The 17090-nt window shown below is 58.8% G+C and carries 6 protein-coding genes; 4 read left to right on the top strand and 2 right to left on the bottom strand.

The genetic code is table 11. The features are described 5' to 3' along the window. The first annotated feature begins 36 nt into the window (after positions 1-36). The gene (locus ACM6IV_RS27545) at positions 37-837 is read left to right on the top strand and encodes a response regulator transcription factor (protein WP_414872493.1); all 801 of its coding nucleotides are present in this window, start codon (positions 37-39) and stop codon (positions 835-837) included. Between the two features lie 70 nt (positions 838-907). Then, positions 908-2527 (top strand): FMN-binding glutamate synthase family protein, encoded by a 1620-nt coding sequence (locus tag ACM6IV_RS27550; RefSeq protein WP_414872494.1) that lies wholly within the window; start codon positions 908-910, stop codon positions 2525-2527. A gap of 49 nt (positions 2528-2576) precedes the next feature. Here the strand turns inward: ACM6IV_RS27550 and ACM6IV_RS27555 are convergent, their stop codons facing one another. After that, positions 2577-6167, bottom strand: a complete 3591-nt coding sequence (locus ACM6IV_RS27555) for a hypothetical protein (protein ID WP_414872495.1) — start codon at positions 6165-6167, stop codon at positions 2577-2579. Positions 6168-6558: 391 nt separating this feature from the next. After that, positions 6559-7980 carry an amino acid permease gene (locus ACM6IV_RS27560; protein WP_414872496.1) on the bottom strand — a complete coding sequence of 474 codons (1422 nt, stop codon included), beginning with the start codon at positions 7978-7980 and terminating at the stop codon, positions 6559-6561. Positions 7981-8614: 634 nt separating this feature from the next. On the opposite strand from ACM6IV_RS27560, the gene ACM6IV_RS27565 reads away from it, so the two are divergent. Next, positions 8615-11761 (top strand): transglycosylase domain-containing protein, encoded by a 3147-nt coding sequence (locus ACM6IV_RS27565; protein WP_414872497.1) that lies wholly within the window; start codon positions 8615-8617, stop codon positions 11759-11761. Between the two features lie 193 nt (positions 11762-11954). Next, positions 11955-17081: a dermonecrotic toxin domain-containing protein gene (locus tag ACM6IV_RS27570; RefSeq protein WP_414872498.1), complete on the top strand. Its 5127-nt coding sequence runs from the start codon at positions 11955-11957 to the stop codon at positions 17079-17081. The last annotated feature ends 9 nt before the right edge of the window (positions 17082-17090 follow it).

Below are 17090 nucleotides of genomic sequence, written 5' to 3' on the forward strand. Positions count from 1 at the left end.
ATTACGCGGCCGGGGTAACCCGATAGGGGTAGATCGATGACACTTTCGTTTGACGACATCACCTGGCACCGCGCCGTCGGGCAACTGATCGAAGCGCTGGACAAGCCGAATTTCTGGGCGCAACTGGTGCGCCTGCTCGACCAGTACGTGCCGTTCGATAGCTGGGTGGCGCTGCTGTTCAGCGCCGATCAACACCCGCAAGTCTTCGCCGAATGCCCGGGCGAAGACGGCAATCCTGATCCATTGTTTCAGGATTATCTGCGTGGTCTGTACTTGCTCGATCCCTTCTACATCGCCTGTCGCGAGCAAACGCGCACCGGTCTGTATCGCCTGTCGGAAGTGGCGCCGGAGCATTTCGAACTGACTGAGTATTACCAACGATACTTTCGTCTGAATGTCGTGGCGGACGAAATCCAGTTCAATTGCCAACTCGAAGGCGAGCGCACGTTGTGTCTGTCGCTGGGCAGTGAAAAACGTTTCACTGGCGAACAGATCGCCCTGCTGTCTTTGATTCAGCCATGGGTGCTGGGCCTGTTGCGTCAGCGCCTGCCGTACGAGATCAACGAAACCGTGGCCCTCGCCGCCGCCCCTGTCCGGGCAGACTGGCGGGTGCAACTGGAGGCCTCGGTGCAGCAACTCAAAGGCGCGCAGTTGACGGCGCGGGAACTGGATGTCGGGCGTTTGATGCTCAGCGGTTGCTCCAGTAAAGAAATCGCCCGTAAGCTGGAAATCTCCGTGGAAACCGTGAAAGTCCATAAGAAACACATGTACAGCAAGCTGGGGATCAAATCCCAATCCGAGCTGTTTTCGATTTTTCTTCAGGCACAAAACGCCTGAAACAGCGCGATTTACGCTCCCACAAGGAACTGCGGCGCTGATCATTCCGAGTCCGAACCAAGGAAACCGTATGAGCCTGTCACTCCTGAGCCGCTACGCCTTCTTTGCCGTCTGTGTGATTTTCACCCTCGCCAGCCTGCCCTTCCTCGCACATGACTGGCTGTGGCCAATCACCGCCGTCACCGCTGCGCTGAGCCTGCTGGGTCTGTTCGACCTGCTGCAAAGTCCACATGCCGTGCGCCGCAACTACCCGATCCTCGGCAACATCCGCTACCTGGTCGAAGGCATCCGCCCGGAGATCCGCCAGTATCTGCTGGAGTCCGACAGCGACGCCCTGCCCTTCTCCCGCGCCCAGCGTTCGCTGGTGTATTCGCGAGCGAAAAACGAAACCGCCGACAAACCGTTCGGCACGCTGATCGATGTCTATCAATCCGGGTTCGAATTCATTGGCCACTCAATGCGTCCGGCGCCGTTGAGCGACCCGAGCAGTTTCCGCGTCACCGTCGGTGGCCCGCAGTGCAGCCAGCCGTACTCGGCCTCGGTGTTCAATATCTCGGCGATGAGCTTCGGTTCGCTCAGCGCCAACGCCATTCGCGCGTTGAATCAGGGCGCAAAACTCGGCAACTTCGCCCACGACACCGGCGAAGGCAGCATCAGCCCCTATCACCGTGAACACGGCGGCGACCTCACCTGGGAACTGGGCAGTGGCTACTTTGGTTGCCGCACCAGCGACGGCCGTTTCGATCCGGAACGCTTCGCCACCCAGGCGCAGAACCCGCAAGTGCGGATGATCGAAATCAAGATGAGCCAGGGTGCCAAGCCCGGCCACGGCGGCATCCTGCCCAAGCACAAAGTCACCCAGGAAATCGCCGATACCCGCGGCATTCTGATGGGCGAAGACTGCATCTCACCGTCACGTCACAGCGCGTTTTCCACACCGATCGAGATGATGCAGTTCATCCAGCAACTGCGCGAACTGTCCGGCGGCAAACCGGTGGGCTTCAAGTTCTGCCTCGGCCATCCGTGGGAGTTCATGGGCATCGCCAAAGCCATGCTGGAAACCGGCATTCTTCCGGACTTCATCGTCGTCGACGGCAAGGAAGGAGGTACCGGCGCCGCACCGGTCGAGTTCACCGACCACATCGGCGTACCGATGCGCGAAGGCCTGCTGTTCGTGCACAACACCCTGGTCGGCCTGAATCTGCGTGACAAGATCAAACTCGGCGCCAGCGGCAAGATCGTCAGCGCCTTCGACATCGCCAGCGTGCTGGCCATCGGCGCCGACTGGGCCAACTCCGCGCGCGGCTTCATGTTCGCCATCGGCTGCATCCAGTCGCAGTCGTGCCACACCAACAAATGCCCGACCGGCGTGGCCACCCAGGACGCCTTGCGCCAACGCGCGCTGGTGGTGCCGGACAAGGCGCAGCGCGTGTTCAACTTCCATCGCAATACCCTCAAGGCACTGGCGGAAATGCTCGCCGCCGCCGGCCTTGAGCATCCGTCGCAACTGTCGGCCAAGCACCTGGTGCGGCGCATGTCGGCCACCGAGATCAAGTTGTTCTCGCAGCTGCATGTGTTCCTGAAACCGGGGGAATTGCTCACCGGCGACGTGAATGGCGAGTTTTACTCGCGGATGTGGCAGATGGCGCGGGCGGATAGTTTTGAGCCGCAGGACGTCGCGGCCGCGTAACCGCAAAGCGCCAATCTGCTCCGGATTGGCGCTCTTCGTCCCGCTTACATCACGCGCCTGTTGCCCCCTCCAGGACCGGCACAGGCCTGATAACGGTTTTCACTACGCTGGTGCTGGGGTACACGCTCACCAGCGTGTCCGGCGAGGTAAACCAGCCAGGTTTCTCCGGCGAATATTTCACGATCGTGGCAGCGCCTTCGTTGGCCTGGTAATACAGCTTCCAGGCCCGCGCCGAACGGTCATATTTCATAAACGCGAAACCCAATAACCTTGAGTCCGCCCGACCGCTTGCATCCACCCGCAGACCATAATCGGGATATTCCATGGACGCACTGAGCCCCAGGCCATGTTCATGCGCGGCAAGGCCGTTGTACTGCACCAGCTCCTTGCCACCCTCGACATGTCTTACCCGCAGACGACCGGCGTCCATCTGATCGACCACCAATGAGCAGCCACTGAAACCGGGAGTGAATAAATGATCCGGCTGTCCCAGACCGGGATGTACCGGGATATCCACGTAGCCTCCCTGAGCCGCCCAATAGCCCACCACCGCATCCGACCGTTCAGGCAGCGTGGCGATTTTGGGATCATGAATTTTCAGCGCGTTGAATTGTGCCTTGACCGAATTGGCGGGCTGAACGCGTTCCATGACAAAAACGAAACTGGCACCGCCTTCCTTGTTGACCAGTTGAGACGTGATCTCGACGCCGTAGTTGACCCGGTCCGGTTGCAACAACTCTGTCGCCACCGGCCACCGGCTCAGTTGCGAGGGCGACAAGGCCTCATGGATGCTGGTGTGCTGAAGCGAGTAACGCATCGTCGATGGAGGGCCCAAGTCATACCCCAGATGCGCAATCTGGCTGCGAGTCACGACTTCGATGACAGGCTCCCATAAACCGTTGGGCAGCCGCTCGCGCGTAAACGCCGAGTCGGGACGAAGCGGATTGCTTGAGGTGTACCGAAGCTGATGGGTAAGACTGGCACTTTCATCGACAATTGCACCCGCCGACCCGGGTGTTCCCGCCGACGGAAGATCGCCGCCACGCAGTGAAATGGGCTGCCATTGATCCGGCGCGACTTGCCAGAGCCTGGGACCCTGGGTGCGATTGGTCTTGTCAACAATCACCACGTCCGTCAAATCATCACCCAGATTGAAATCGTTCCTGATGCCATACACCGCTTCCTTGCCGGTTGCATCAATGTTGCGGATATAAAAGTGCTGCCCATCGGCACTGCGATAAATACCTTGGGCATTGGCTTCAAGTCCGCTGAGTTGCGCTGGCTTGATGCTGAAAGGCTTGAGGTCGTTATTGGCGAATCCGACCAGTGCGAAGCGGCCAGGCTTGGGCCGGAAATCGCCAGGCGCGCCATACAGACGATTGCTCAGCGGATTGTAGTGATACCACTGCTCGTTTTTCAGCACGCCGAGGCCATCGACACTTTGCTCGCCTATCCTCCAGGCACCGATCAGCGTCGGCCCGTGTTCTTTGCGCAACAGCTGCAGCAATTCGCTGGCGTCCGTCGCCCTGCGTAATTTCATGATTTGCTGCAGACCATGCTCTGCGATGAATCGGAGCCCGTGACCGACAAGCCGGGTAACGCCGACGCCCACGTCGCGCAAAGCGGTCAACGGGTTGAGTTCGGTAATCACCACCGCACCGATTATTCTCGCAGCCTTGAGTGTCTTGCTGATGGCTGAGGCCGTGGAAACGCCTATTCTGGCCAGTTTCCCGGCCACACTCGCACCGGCAGTCACAAAGCCCAATACATCGAAAAACAGATCCATTGCACCGTCGAAATAGTTGCCGTTGACGAAGTTGGTGATCGCCGACTTGAACGGGATCAGGTCGACCACGAAATCAATAACCTTCTGCACCGCCGCGTTTTCCAAGTCTTGCGTAGTCTGGCCTTTGGCGGCCTCGAGAATGTCCTCATTGTCCAGATCGAGATGCTCAACAAAGGCCTCGGCAATCAGCTCGGTCCTCTCGCTCGAATAACTGGCGGGCACCGACGTTCTTTTTGCGATCTGTGGCAGGAGCTTCCCGGCCTTCGACTCGTCAGCCAACATGAACGGTTCGATGGTGTACTGGATGCTCGGAACGGAAGCATCGGTGCGTTCCGTCGCTTCCGCCGGGTTGTAGGTCCTGGTATGGATAACGCCTTGTTTCAGATCGATCTCATACAGCTTCGACTCATGGCCCAGATCAACTTTCACGCGCAGGGTGCCGCTTGTGGATATCAGGTTTCGACCGAAGAAACCGAGACTCAAACGATAAGTCTTGTGTTGGTAAAAGGAGACCTGGCCGTATTCGAGATTTTTTCTTTCCTCCAGCGGCAACTCGGCGATCAAATGTTTCACCATCAGCCGCGCACCTTGCTTGAGGTTGCTGACGGCACTCTCAAATTGAGCCTTGAAGGTCTCGACCACGCCAAGTTTCAACGGTGCATTGATCTGACCAAGCAGCGGCAGCAAGCGCGGATCGCGGGTCGTCCATTGATAGTAGGGAGGGCCTCCCATCATGGCGATGTCGAGCAGCGAATATCGGCCGTTCAGTGTCGGGTACAAGAGGACACCTTCATCAGCGGCCACAGCGGGCTGTTGCAGAAGTCGCTCTTCGAAAGGAATGTCGCCTTTGAATGTTTCCTTGAGTCTGTCCAGTGCGATGACTTTGCGGCTGGGAAGTTCGCTGTTCAACAGTATCGAAGCATTGAGGCGGTCAGCGAGTTGCTGATTGTAGTGGGTCTTGACGTTTTCCAACTCGTCGCGGGTGTAAAGTTCGTCGTTGCTCTTGTGCAATACACCGCTGACCACGCCCCAACCTGCCAGCGCGGCAGCGTGAACTTGCGGCGCAACTTGCGAGTCGATCAGCGCGGCACTTTCTGCGCTGGCCATGACTTGGGAAAACGTCATGTACGCTACTTTTCCGGGTGTGTGAGCCTCGATCGTTCGCGCTGCAACTTTCAGGTTGAACCATGCCGCCGTGCCGTATTTCAGACTGGCAGGTAACTTTTCGATGAGAAACTCGGGCGCTTTGCGAACCAGCAACAGTGTCGCTGTCAATCCAGCCAGTTTCCGGCTGCTCAGGCGTTCCTTGATCAAGTAATCAGTCAGATTGTCAAAAACCGCCAAAACAGGTTTGCCCCAAAGTTTCTCTCCGGCCAGGTCAAAACCGGCAACTTTGTCATGCGACGGTTGATCAATATCTCCCTGATGCAGGCTCAAATGGATGCCCGCCATTGTGTATTCCCGAACGCTCACATCCGTGGCGATTCCGTTCAAGCGGGTCTGGATCGCCTGCCCCAGCGCCTGGCCGCGAGGACTGGTGATAAGGCGAGCCAGTGCTGAGGGCGGATCACTCAGTGCCGCATTTGAAAGCGGCTCGTCAGCATCCAGGTAGTCCAATACTCCGGCACCGGGTATCGACACAATATCGAGGCTGTCCAGATAAACACTGGTGGCGTGCAAGGCCTCTTTTTGCTGTGCAGTCGTCAGTGGAATCGGCCAGGACAATGCTCCGGCAAAGTCGGCAAACGGATGGGGAGTGACTTTCTCGACTTCCAGAAAAGTTGCGATTTCTTCCAGCTGATTACTTTCGGATGACGATACTTCAGCAACAACGTCTACATTGGATTGAGACATCTGTTTTTCCTTGACAGGATTAATAGAGCCCAAAGTAGATAATGAATTCAGCGAAACATGAAACCGCCAAAACATTACCAATAGAGTGTGCCAACAACGACAGATAGCCAATTAAGCAACAATCATGAAAAACTGTTACTTGGCTAATGTCACTGAACATTATCAACAACAGGTACAGACCAGCACAACTTGGCGAAAACCCACGACAGGTATTCGCCTGATGCGTCCAGGCGCACTTTAAAAAATGCTTCTTAAAATAACAAAGGAAAATTTCTCGATTACTGTTACAACAAAAAAAGATCGCTTCCTGAAACAATATCTACATGATTGAAACGATGCAGGTATTGCTGCAGACAGCGATCTTTGGTGATGGCCTTGAACGCCTGAAATCTTACGGCAGCGAGCGCGCGGCACGTTGCGGCAGATTATTCGGCTGTAGCTTGAACACGTAGAACAACACGGTCAGCAGCACCAGGAACGCAGGCCCCACATACAGCGCAACGCGGGTGTCAGGGAAGTACGCCATGAGGCCCACCACCAGCACCAGAAACGCCAGCGCAAAATACGAGCTGAGCGGATACAGCCACATCTTGTATTTCAGGCCGGCTCGTTCGCTGGCGCTCAAACCTTTGCGGAATTTCAGCTGGGCCAGCAGGATCATCACCCAGGTCCAGATCGCGCCGAAGGTGGCGATCGAGGTCACCCAGACGAAGACTTTTTCCGGCACCAGATAGTTGAGCAGCACGCCCAGCAACAAGGCAGCGATCGACAACAACAATGCACGACGCGGCACGCCGTTATTCGAAGTCTTGGCAAAACCGGCCGGCGCCTGGCCATTCTGCGCCAGGCTGTAGAGCATGCGCCCGGTGCTGAAGATACCGCCGTTGCACGACGACAAGGCTGCGGTGATCACCACGAAGTTGATGATGCCGGCGGCAGTCTTGATGCCCAGACGCTCGAAGGTCATCACGAACGGGCTGCCCTGAGTGCCGATCTCGTTCCACGGATAAATCGACAGAATCACAAACAGCGCGCCGACATAGAACAGCAGAATCCGCCAGAACACCGAGCCGATCGCATCGGGAATGGTCTTCTGCGGATTCTTCGCCTCACCGGCGGTCAGACCGATCATCTCGACTCCGAGGTAGGCGAACATGACCATTTGCAGCGACATCAACACGCCAGTCACGCCGTTGGGCATGAAGCCGCCATGCGCCCACAGGTTGGAAATCCCCAGCGCCACACCGTCATTGCCGAAACCGAAGGCGATGATGCCGACGCCGCCGATGACCATCGCAATGATGGTGACGATCTTGATCAGGGCGAACCAGAACTCGAATTCACCGAACGCCTTCACCGCGATCAGGTTGACCGAGCCCATGCTGATCAGCGCCGCCAGCGCCCAGATCCAGCGCGGCACATCGGGGAACCAGATGCCCATGTACACCGCCACCGCGGTGATTTCCGCGACACAGGTCACCAGCCACAGGAACCAGTAGTTCCAGCCAGTGAGAAAACCCGCCAACGGGCCGAGATAGTCTTGCGCGTACCGGCTGAACGAACCGGCGACCGGGTTATGCACGGCCATCTCGCCAAGGGCGCGCATGATGACCAGGATCGCCAGACCGCCGAGAATGTAGGACAGCATGATTGCCGGGCCGGCCATTTCGATGGCCTTGGCGGAACCCAGAAACAGGCCGACGCCGATACAGGCACCGAGTGCCATCAGGCGAATATGCCGTTCGCCGAGTTCACGTTTGAGCGGACCGCCCTGAGCGGTGTCGCCGTGAGGCAGGTGATTGCCAACTGGCATAGGGGTGCAACCTCGTCTTGTTATTGGATATGACCACCGAGTGTGGCAGCGTCGGCCGATAGGCCTTGGCTGCCGCGAAACCGCGTCAGCCTCGTGGGCAGACGCGTCTTGCAGGACCACCTGCAAGATCAGCGGGGCGTGCAGTATAAAAAGCCTGGGGCAGGCGTTTTCACTCTATAAACCACAACATTCAGCGACAACTCTCGGCTAAAGCCCGGTTTGCGGAGAGGCATTACCTGCTTTACGTAGGAATATTCGCCACTAAAAAAGCCGCCGAGTATTGCACAGCATTGGTGCATCGTCATGCCCGGGTACGGCTATCTCCATCGCCCTGCAGCGCCAAATCTTGTGATGAGGGGACTTAGCGAATCATCGAACGCCCTTCCAGCGGCCAGCTCCCCGCCACATGGGTGATCCTGTACGGTTCTATTGTTCATTGGGTCAATTCAAAAGCCAGGCATCTTTTCTGAATGGCTGCCCACCTGTGCTGTCGCAACCCTGTCGCCCGATGTTGCGGTTCAGATTTCTTCAGTAACCGACCCTCCACCAACCCTTCACATTTTTTTCACCACCCCCAACCACCGTCTAAGCTTCAGACAAGTCCGATCAATCTGCGTGAATGGATCAATCGACTATGGGCGCTTTGTGGCAAACCGATTCGAGTAAAGCCGTGGTTCCGACTGAACGTGTGGATGATCAAGCGCCTGTCCCTGAAAATACCCGCCGCAAACGGCATGGGTGGAAGGCTTTCTGGTTGTTGCTGCTGATTATTGCGGTGGTAGTGGGTTTGGCCGCGTCCAAAGAAATGCGCACTTCGCGCTTTCAGGCCCGGGAACTGAGCCAGTACGCTGCCGGCCTGACCTACAAGCTGGAACCTGGCCCGAGCGAAGCGATTCGCTATCCGGGTAACGGGCCTTTCGACCAGCGCTTGGGCTACAGCGCTCTGGATGAGTTTCTGCCGCGCCTGCTCAAGCGCAATTACGTGATCACCGAACAGACACGTTTTTCCCCGGCGCTGCTCAGCTACACCGACAAAGGCCTGTTCGTACCTTATTCCGAGAAGATTCAGGCAGGTCTGTCGATCACCGATTGCCGTGCCCAACCGCTGTACAAATACAACTATCCGCAACAGCTGTATTCGGACTTCGCGGCGATTCCGCCGGTGGTGGTCAGCAGTCTGTTGTTCATCGAGAACCGCTTTCTGCTCGATCCGAAACAGCCCTTGGCCAACCCGGCGGTGGACTGGCCACGGTTCGGCATGGCCGCGTGGTCGCAAGTGGCGAAACTGCTGCGTCTGCCCGGGCAATCCGCCGGCGGCAGCACGCTGGCGACGCAGCTGGAAAAGTACCGACACTCGCCCGATGGCCTGACGGTGTCCGGCGCAGAAAAGCTTCGCCAGATGATCTCCGCGAGTGTGCGTGCTTATCAGCCCGGGCCTGAAACCCTTGGCGCCCGGCAGAACATCGTCCGCGATTACCTCAACAGCGTGCCGTTGTCGGCAGTACCGGGCCACGGTGAAGTGCATGGCATGGCCGAAGGCTTGCGGGTCTGGTACGGCACCGATTTCAACCAGGCCAATGCCCAGTTGAACAGCCCCGCGACCGATGCGAAAACCATGGCCGAAAAAGGTCTGGCCCTGCGCGAAATGCTTTCACTGATGATTGCCCAACGCCGCCCTTCGCATTACCTGACCAAGGGCCGCGAAGAACTGGCCAACCTCACCGACAGCCATTTGCGCCTGCTCAAGCAAAGCGGCGTGATCGACAGCGCACTGGCCGATGCCGCACTGGCCAGTACCGTCAGCTACCGCGACTGGCAGACGCAGCCAACGATGCAACCCATCGAAACCAACAAGGGCATCAGCGTCGCCCGCAGTCGTCTGGCAAGCATGCTCAACCGGCCGCTGTACGACCTCGACCGCCTCGACCTCTCGGCCACCAGCACCCTGCAGGGCGATCTGCAAACCCAGGCCACCGCGTACCTGAAAAAACTTGCCGACCCGGCCTACGCCGCCGAAATCGGTCTGCTCGGTGAACGCTTGCTGACGCCGACCAGCACCACGCAAGTGCGCTACAGCTTCACCCTCTTTGAACTGACCGCGGACGGTTCCCGCGTGCGGGTGCAGACCGACAGCACCGACCAGCCGTTCGACATCAATGAAGGCAGCAAACTCGAACTCGGCTCAACCGCGAAAATGCGCGTGCTCACCACGTACCTGCAGATCATCGCCGAACTGCACGACAAGTACGCCGCCATGAGCGTGGCGGAGTTGAAGAAGGTCGAAGTCCCCGACCAGGATCGCCTGAGCCAATGGGTGATCGAGTACCTGATCCAGAACAAGGATCACGACCTGTCGAAGATGCTCGGCGCGGCGCTGGATCGCAAATACTCGGCCAGCCCCGGTGAGGCATTTTTCACCGGCGGCGGTTTGCACACGTTCCACAACTTTCGCAAGGAAGACAACGGCCGCCTGCCGACCCTGCGCGATGCCCTGCGTGAGTCGATCAACCTGCCGTTCATTCGGCTGATGCGCGATGTGGTGCGTTATGTCACTTACTCAGGGCCCAACAGCAGTGCCGAGCTGCTCAAGGACGATCGCGATCCGCGCCGCCAGGAATACCTGGCGAATTTCGCCGACCGCGAAGGCACCGCGTTCCAACTCAAGTTCTGGAAGAAATACAAAAACAAGGATACTCAGGCGCGTCTCGACACCTTCCTCGACAGCATGCGCCCGACGCCGATCCGCATGGCCGCCGTGCATCGTTACTTGCTGCCCGATGCCAGTCAGGAAGATTTCAACACGTTCGTGCGCTCGCACCTCAAAGGCGCCAAGCTCAGCGAAAAACTGACTGACGATCGCCTGATCCGCCTCTACGATGCCTACGGCCCCGGCAGTTACGACTTGCCTGACCAAGGGTTCATCGCCAAGGTGCATCCTCTGGACTTGTGGATGATGGGCTACCTGTTGCACCACCCGGACGCGACCTTCAGCGACATCGTCAAGGCCAGTCATTTCGAACGTCAGGAAGTCTATAGCTGGCTGTTCAAGAGCCGGCACAAAGGCGCCCGCGACAGTCGTATCCGCACCATGCTCGAGATCGAAGCCTTCCTCGACATTCATCAGCGCTGGCAGAAAGTCGGCTACCCGTTCGATCATCTGGTGCCGTCGCTGGCCACCGCCATTGGCAGCTCCGGTGACCGTCCCGCCGCACTGGCCGAGTTGATCGGCACCATCCTCAATGACGGCGTGCGCATGCCCACGCTGCGCATCGACACGCTGCACTTTGCCGCCGGCACGCCTTACGAAACGAAGCTGGTCAACGACCCGCATGTCGGCAAACGGGTAATGCCGGTGGAAGTCGCCAGAGCCATGCGCGAGGCGCTGTCACAAGTGGTCGATGCCGGTACGGCAAAACGTGTGTCCGGCAGTTTCAAATTGCCCGACGGCACGCCGTTGGCCATGGGCGGCAAAACCGGCACCGGGGACAACCGCATCGCGGCCATCGGTTCGGGCGGACGGATCATCAGCTCAAAGTCGATCAACCGCACGGCAACTTTTGTGTTCTACATCGGCGACCACCACTTCGGCACGCTGACCGCCTTCGTTCCGGGTCGCTCGGCAGAGAACTTCAAATTCACCTCGGCCCTGCCTACGCAGGTGCTCAAGGGCATGGCGCCGATTCTCACGCCGTACCTGCAACCGGGCAGTGACTCACAATGCAAACCGACGCTGTCCGCCAGCGTGGCGATGCTCGAGGCACCGCGCCCTACAGCGAGGTAACAAATCGTGTCGGCTTTTTCTGCATCAGGGTGACGATTTTTCGCTTCGACGGGTGGTATTTATGTATTTTTCAGATTCGAATTTTCGGCGGATTCATCCCGTGCAGCGGCGTTTGTCTTCTGATCTTTGAGCTGTTGTTTTAAGTCCCGCCGGGTAGGCTGATCACTCCTCAAACAATCAAGGATGATTGGCCATGACGCTCTCACCCGAGCCGGCGCTAAACGCCGATAAAGGGCGGCACCACGAACTCATCAAATCCGCCGTCAGCGACAGTTTCAAAACCCTCACCCTCAGCCGCGCAGCAGTAATCGCCACCACACGCCTCAAGCCTGAACCGTGGTACAGCAGTGCCCCTTCCTCTTATATCGACAAACTCGCCGCCGCCAACGTCAAGGCGTGGGGCTCGCAGAACCAGGTCGACCACTTGCTGACCAGGATCGACCTGTACGCCTTCGCCGAACCTCTGCTCAAGGCAAAGATCAAGGCGGATTACGGGATCGAGCTGGACGTCAAAAACACCTGGCTGCGCCTGTACATGCCCAAAGACTTGCCCTGGTACGCCGCCCATATCGAAAAAGCTCACGTCGCCCGCACGGTGTCGCTGCTCGATGCGGCGCTGCATAACTTTGCCGACAGCGAAAAGGTCGACCCGCATTCGCAATACATCAGCAAACCGGACAAGCGTGGGCTGTTCGATGTTTTGCCGATCAAGGCAACAATGTCAGTCGGGCAATTCCAGCAGCTGTGCCGGGACCTGGACATTGGCGCGCAATACATGAAGCACCTCGAGAGTCTCCTGCTGAGTGACGAACCGGTGGCCGCCGCGACCCTGCAACACAAAGTCAGCGCAAGCCGCAAAGACGCGCTCGCCGTCGCCGCCCACCTGGCATTGCTCAAGGCTGACATCGCGTACGACGCCTACAAAATGGTACTGACCCTGGCCGCAGACACACCGCAACTGCTGCTCAACGGGCGAGCAATGATGTGCTGCGACCTGTCGATCCTCGGTACGCGACTGACCGGCGTGTTGTTGTTGATCCACAAGGTGCGCGACAACCGCGGCGTGCGACGGGTGATCTGCTACGTTCCCCACGACCCGGAGCACCCGCTCAAGGAATATGAATCGCTCAGGGCCTTCAAGGATGAATTGACCCGCCAGTTACGCGAAGACAAATCCTTCGGGCCGCCGAAAAAGACCTATACCTATCGGCAGTTTTTCAGCCAGTTTGTCGATCAGCAGGAACGCGGGCACTTTTTTGCCGCACTGGACGATCAACTGTTCATTACCCGCCATCACCCGCGCGCCGATCCGACTGACCAGCAGGAAATCTGGCGCAAGGAACCGCGCACCAATCCTCACATGCAGTTCAGGCTCCTGCCACTGCAGGGCGATTACTGGGGCTATGTCTATCGACAGGCATTCAACAAGATCCTCAACGATGCGCGGGTGACCGCCGTTTCGACAGCCGACACCGACACCAATCAGCGCTGGGCCTGGTGGGACAATTTCAAAAAAATCGCCTCGGACATTTTCAACGCCGCCCTGCTGATTGCCACGCCGTTCGTGCCGGGGGTCGGAGAATTGATGATGGCCTGGACCGCTTACCAGATCGGTACCGAGGTCGTCGAGGGCCTGGTGGATATCGGCGAAGGGCTCTGGCAGGAAGTCGTTGACCACGTGATCAGCGTCGTCACCGAGGCTATTCAATTCGCGGCGTTCGCTGCCGGCGCGAACATCGGCGATGTCTTCAAGCTCAAGTTGTCACCCTTGGTCGAAAGCATGAAGCCGGTGCGCCTGCCTGACGGTAAACCGGCGCTGTGGCATGCCGACCTGGCGCCGTATGAACAGAAAGACCTGAGCCTGCCGAGCACTTCGCAACCTGACAACCACGGCCTGCATCGATACGGCAGCAACAGCATTCTGCCGCTTGATGGCAAGCTCTACAGTGTCGAAAAAACCTCCACGCATCCGGACTCGCGCACGCACCGGATCAAACATCCGCGACGCGCCAACGCCTACCGACCGACCCTTGAGCACAACGGCCATGGCGCCTGGCTCCACGAAGCCGAAAACCCGGGCGCATGGACGGACGCCACCCTGATGCAGCGCCTGGGCCACAAGGTCGAGCGTTTTTCCCCCGCGCAACTGGAACAGATCCGCATCAGCAGCGGCACCGAACCCGATGCGCTGCGCCAGATGCACAACGAACACCAGGCGCCCCCGCCCTTGCTCACCGATGCCATCAACCGTGTCGCCGCTGATGACGACGCGCGCAGCGCCATCGACAAAATTCGCGCGGGCCAGCCGCTTGATCCGCAATCGGCCTGGTTCGAGCCCATTGCCACCGCCCTGCCCGGCTGGCCACGGGAGCGGGCGATCAAAATCGAGTATGACCACCTGCAATGGAATGGCTATACGCGAAAGTACGGCAACCCGGCAGCGACCGAGGCCAATACCCTGACCATCAGCCAGACCGATCTCAACAGCGGACGACTGCCGGAGCGCCTCAACGGTTTTCTCGATGACAGCGAGATGAATGCCCTGCTGGGACGTGATGTGCCTCCCGCCGATCGCCCGCAGGCACTGCGCGATCTGCTGGCCGATGCCGTAGAGAAACGTCAGGACGAAGTTTCGCAATACCTGTACCGCCTCGGCGAACGGACGGCAAAAGCCGACCTGCGCGTGGTCAAGCAGACCTTTCCTGACTTGCCGCTGCCGCTGGCCGAAAAGCTTCTGAGCCAGGCCAAAGCCGCCGAACTGCAACGTATCGCTGTCGACAACCGGCTGCCTCTACGCCTCAAGACACAAGCCCGGGAACTGGATTTCGAAGCGGCAGGCGCCCGTGCCTATGACGGTTTTTATCACGAAGAACTGCTGCCGGACACCGAGCGCCTGGCCCTGTTCAGTCTCAAAACCCACACCGGCTCCTTCGCCGACCTGCGCATCGAAGTGCGCGACGGCACCTTTGACGGACCATTGCGCGCCAGCGCCGGGCCGCAAGAAGCCTCGCTCGTGCGGCGGTTGATCAGAAACGAATCCGGCCGCTACGAGGTGCTGGACGGCAACAATCGCTCATTGCATGACGCAGACGATTTCTATCGTGCCCTGCTCAATGCTCTGCCGGACGAACAACGCACGGCATTGGGTTACACCCGCGATCAGGGGTGGCTTTTGAAAGACTGGATCATGGAAAAAACAGCGTCTGTCGAAGAACGCCGAACCTTGCTGGCCGCTCCGCCGATCCGTCCGGTGGCCCCTCTGGAAACCGAAACGCTGCTTCGCGGCTGGCCAAAGTTCTGGGGAGACAGCAGCCCCGAACAGCGCATCAAAGCGTTGTATCCGAAAATGGATGTCCGGGAGCGAAACGCTTTTCTCAAGGCCTTGCAAAACAAGGGTGATCCCGTTGAGGCCATCAAGCGCCTGGAAAGTGACCGTGAACATTTGCGCAGGACCTTGCAGGGCTGGCGGGAAAGCTATCCGCCCGAAATCGACAGTTCCGGGGAGCCGATCCATGGTGCACCGAGGGACTATTTGCACAATGGCGGGCAGCGTCTCGAGCAGGCCTTGATCGAATGTTTCGAACGCAAGAGCGAGATATTCGGTGAACGCAGCAGCCACCCCGAGCAGGGTTACACACTGGACCTGTCCTCAGAGTTTCCCGGTCCGAATCTGGAGCGCTGGTGGAAGGATCTGCGCCAGCGTCCCGGCATCGATCTGCACCTGGCGCGGATCAGCGCCTTGAAGCTCGATAACGCGCGTTTTTCCGCAGGCCCCGACGGCTTGTTGAACAGCTTCCCCCATTTGCGCCAACTCAGTGCGCGGCAGTGCGAGTTGACCGAAGTGCCTGCCGCGATCACGCAGATGCGGCAATTGCGCGACCTGGATCTGGCAGACAACCGCATCGTCGAGTCCGCCGAACAGGTGAGAGATCTGAGGCAACTGGAGACGCTCAACCTGAACGGCAATCCACTGCGCTACGCCCCCGATGTCGGGCAGATGGACCGGTTGACCGAATTGAGTCTGGCCAATACCCGACTGCAGTCCTGGCCGCAGGGTTTGTTCGAAAGCGGTGGACGGGTCAAACCCCGGCCCCGGCGCTTCATGCTGGACATGCGCGACACACCGATCAACGACCTGCCCGAGGTCACTCCGGGCTCCGATCAGGCCTTCATTCTCAGTCGGGCGCGATGGAATACCTCCAGGCTCTCGCCTGCCGACATGGCCCGACTGGGCGACTACCGCGAGTCCACAGGCTTTGCGCGCCAGCAAGTGTTTGTGCCGGCCGCCCGTGACGAGCTCGTCCACTGGCAACAGTTTCCCGAAGACGAGCAAGGATTCGGCCCTTCGGTGGCACTCAAAAAGTACCGCGACGAGTCTTGGCATGATCTGATGGCCGAACCCGATTCCGAGGGTTTTTTCAGCGTCATCCGCCACCAGCGATTCAGCGAGGATTACCGCCATGACCGCTCCCGTCGACGCCTGACCAAACGGGTCTGGGACATGATCGAGGCCGCGACGCTGGACTCGCAACTGCGCGAAAAACTGTTCAGGCAGGTTGTAGCGCCGAACGATTGCGGGGACCTCGGCGCGCAGCTGTTCAACTCGCTGGGCCTCAAAGTGCTGGTGTCCAAAGCCTACGCCGAGTCGTTCACCCCTGAGGAGCTGGAATCGCGCCTGGTGCGTCTGGCGCGCAGTGCTGCCCGACTGGAACGGCTGAACGATCTGGCCAAAGAAGAATACAGCCGCCAGGAACAGCAGAACCTGATAACCCCGAACGATCCGAGTACCCCGCCCCCCGATGAAGTGGAAATCCATCTTGCCTACGAGACCGGACTCGCCGGGCGGCTGGATCTGCCTTGGGAATCCGAAGGCATGCTCTATCAAGCGCGCTCAGGTGTGGACCAACGGAAAATCGATGCGGCCTACGAGCGAATCATCACCTTTGAAAAAGGCGACGGGTTGCTGAGCAAGATGGTCAACCCGGGCAGCGATGCGTTCTGGGAACACCACCTGCGCAACACCTGGCCGCAACGCTTCGCAGACAACGACGCACTCACCCTGGAGAAATTCGACCTGCTCGATGAATTGCGCAGGACGCAGAACCGATGGGCCGCCGAGACCGATGTGAAGCAGTTGACGCCGCTCGGAAAGAAATTGACGACGCTGGCTGATCAACTGGGGATTGATCACCTTGACGTCTTCAGCGGTGAAGCCATGAGTGAGGCCCGGTACAACAAATACCGGGACGACATCGGCTACGCGCACAACGATCTGTCGCGGCAACTGACCCGTGAAGCCCTGGTGCGAGCCGGGCTCTGAACCTCCCAC

The sequence above is a fragment of the Pseudomonas sp. IT-347P genome, from assembly GCF_949768005.1.
Taxonomy (GTDB): Bacteria; Pseudomonadota; Gammaproteobacteria; order Pseudomonadales; family Pseudomonadaceae; genus Aquipseudomonas.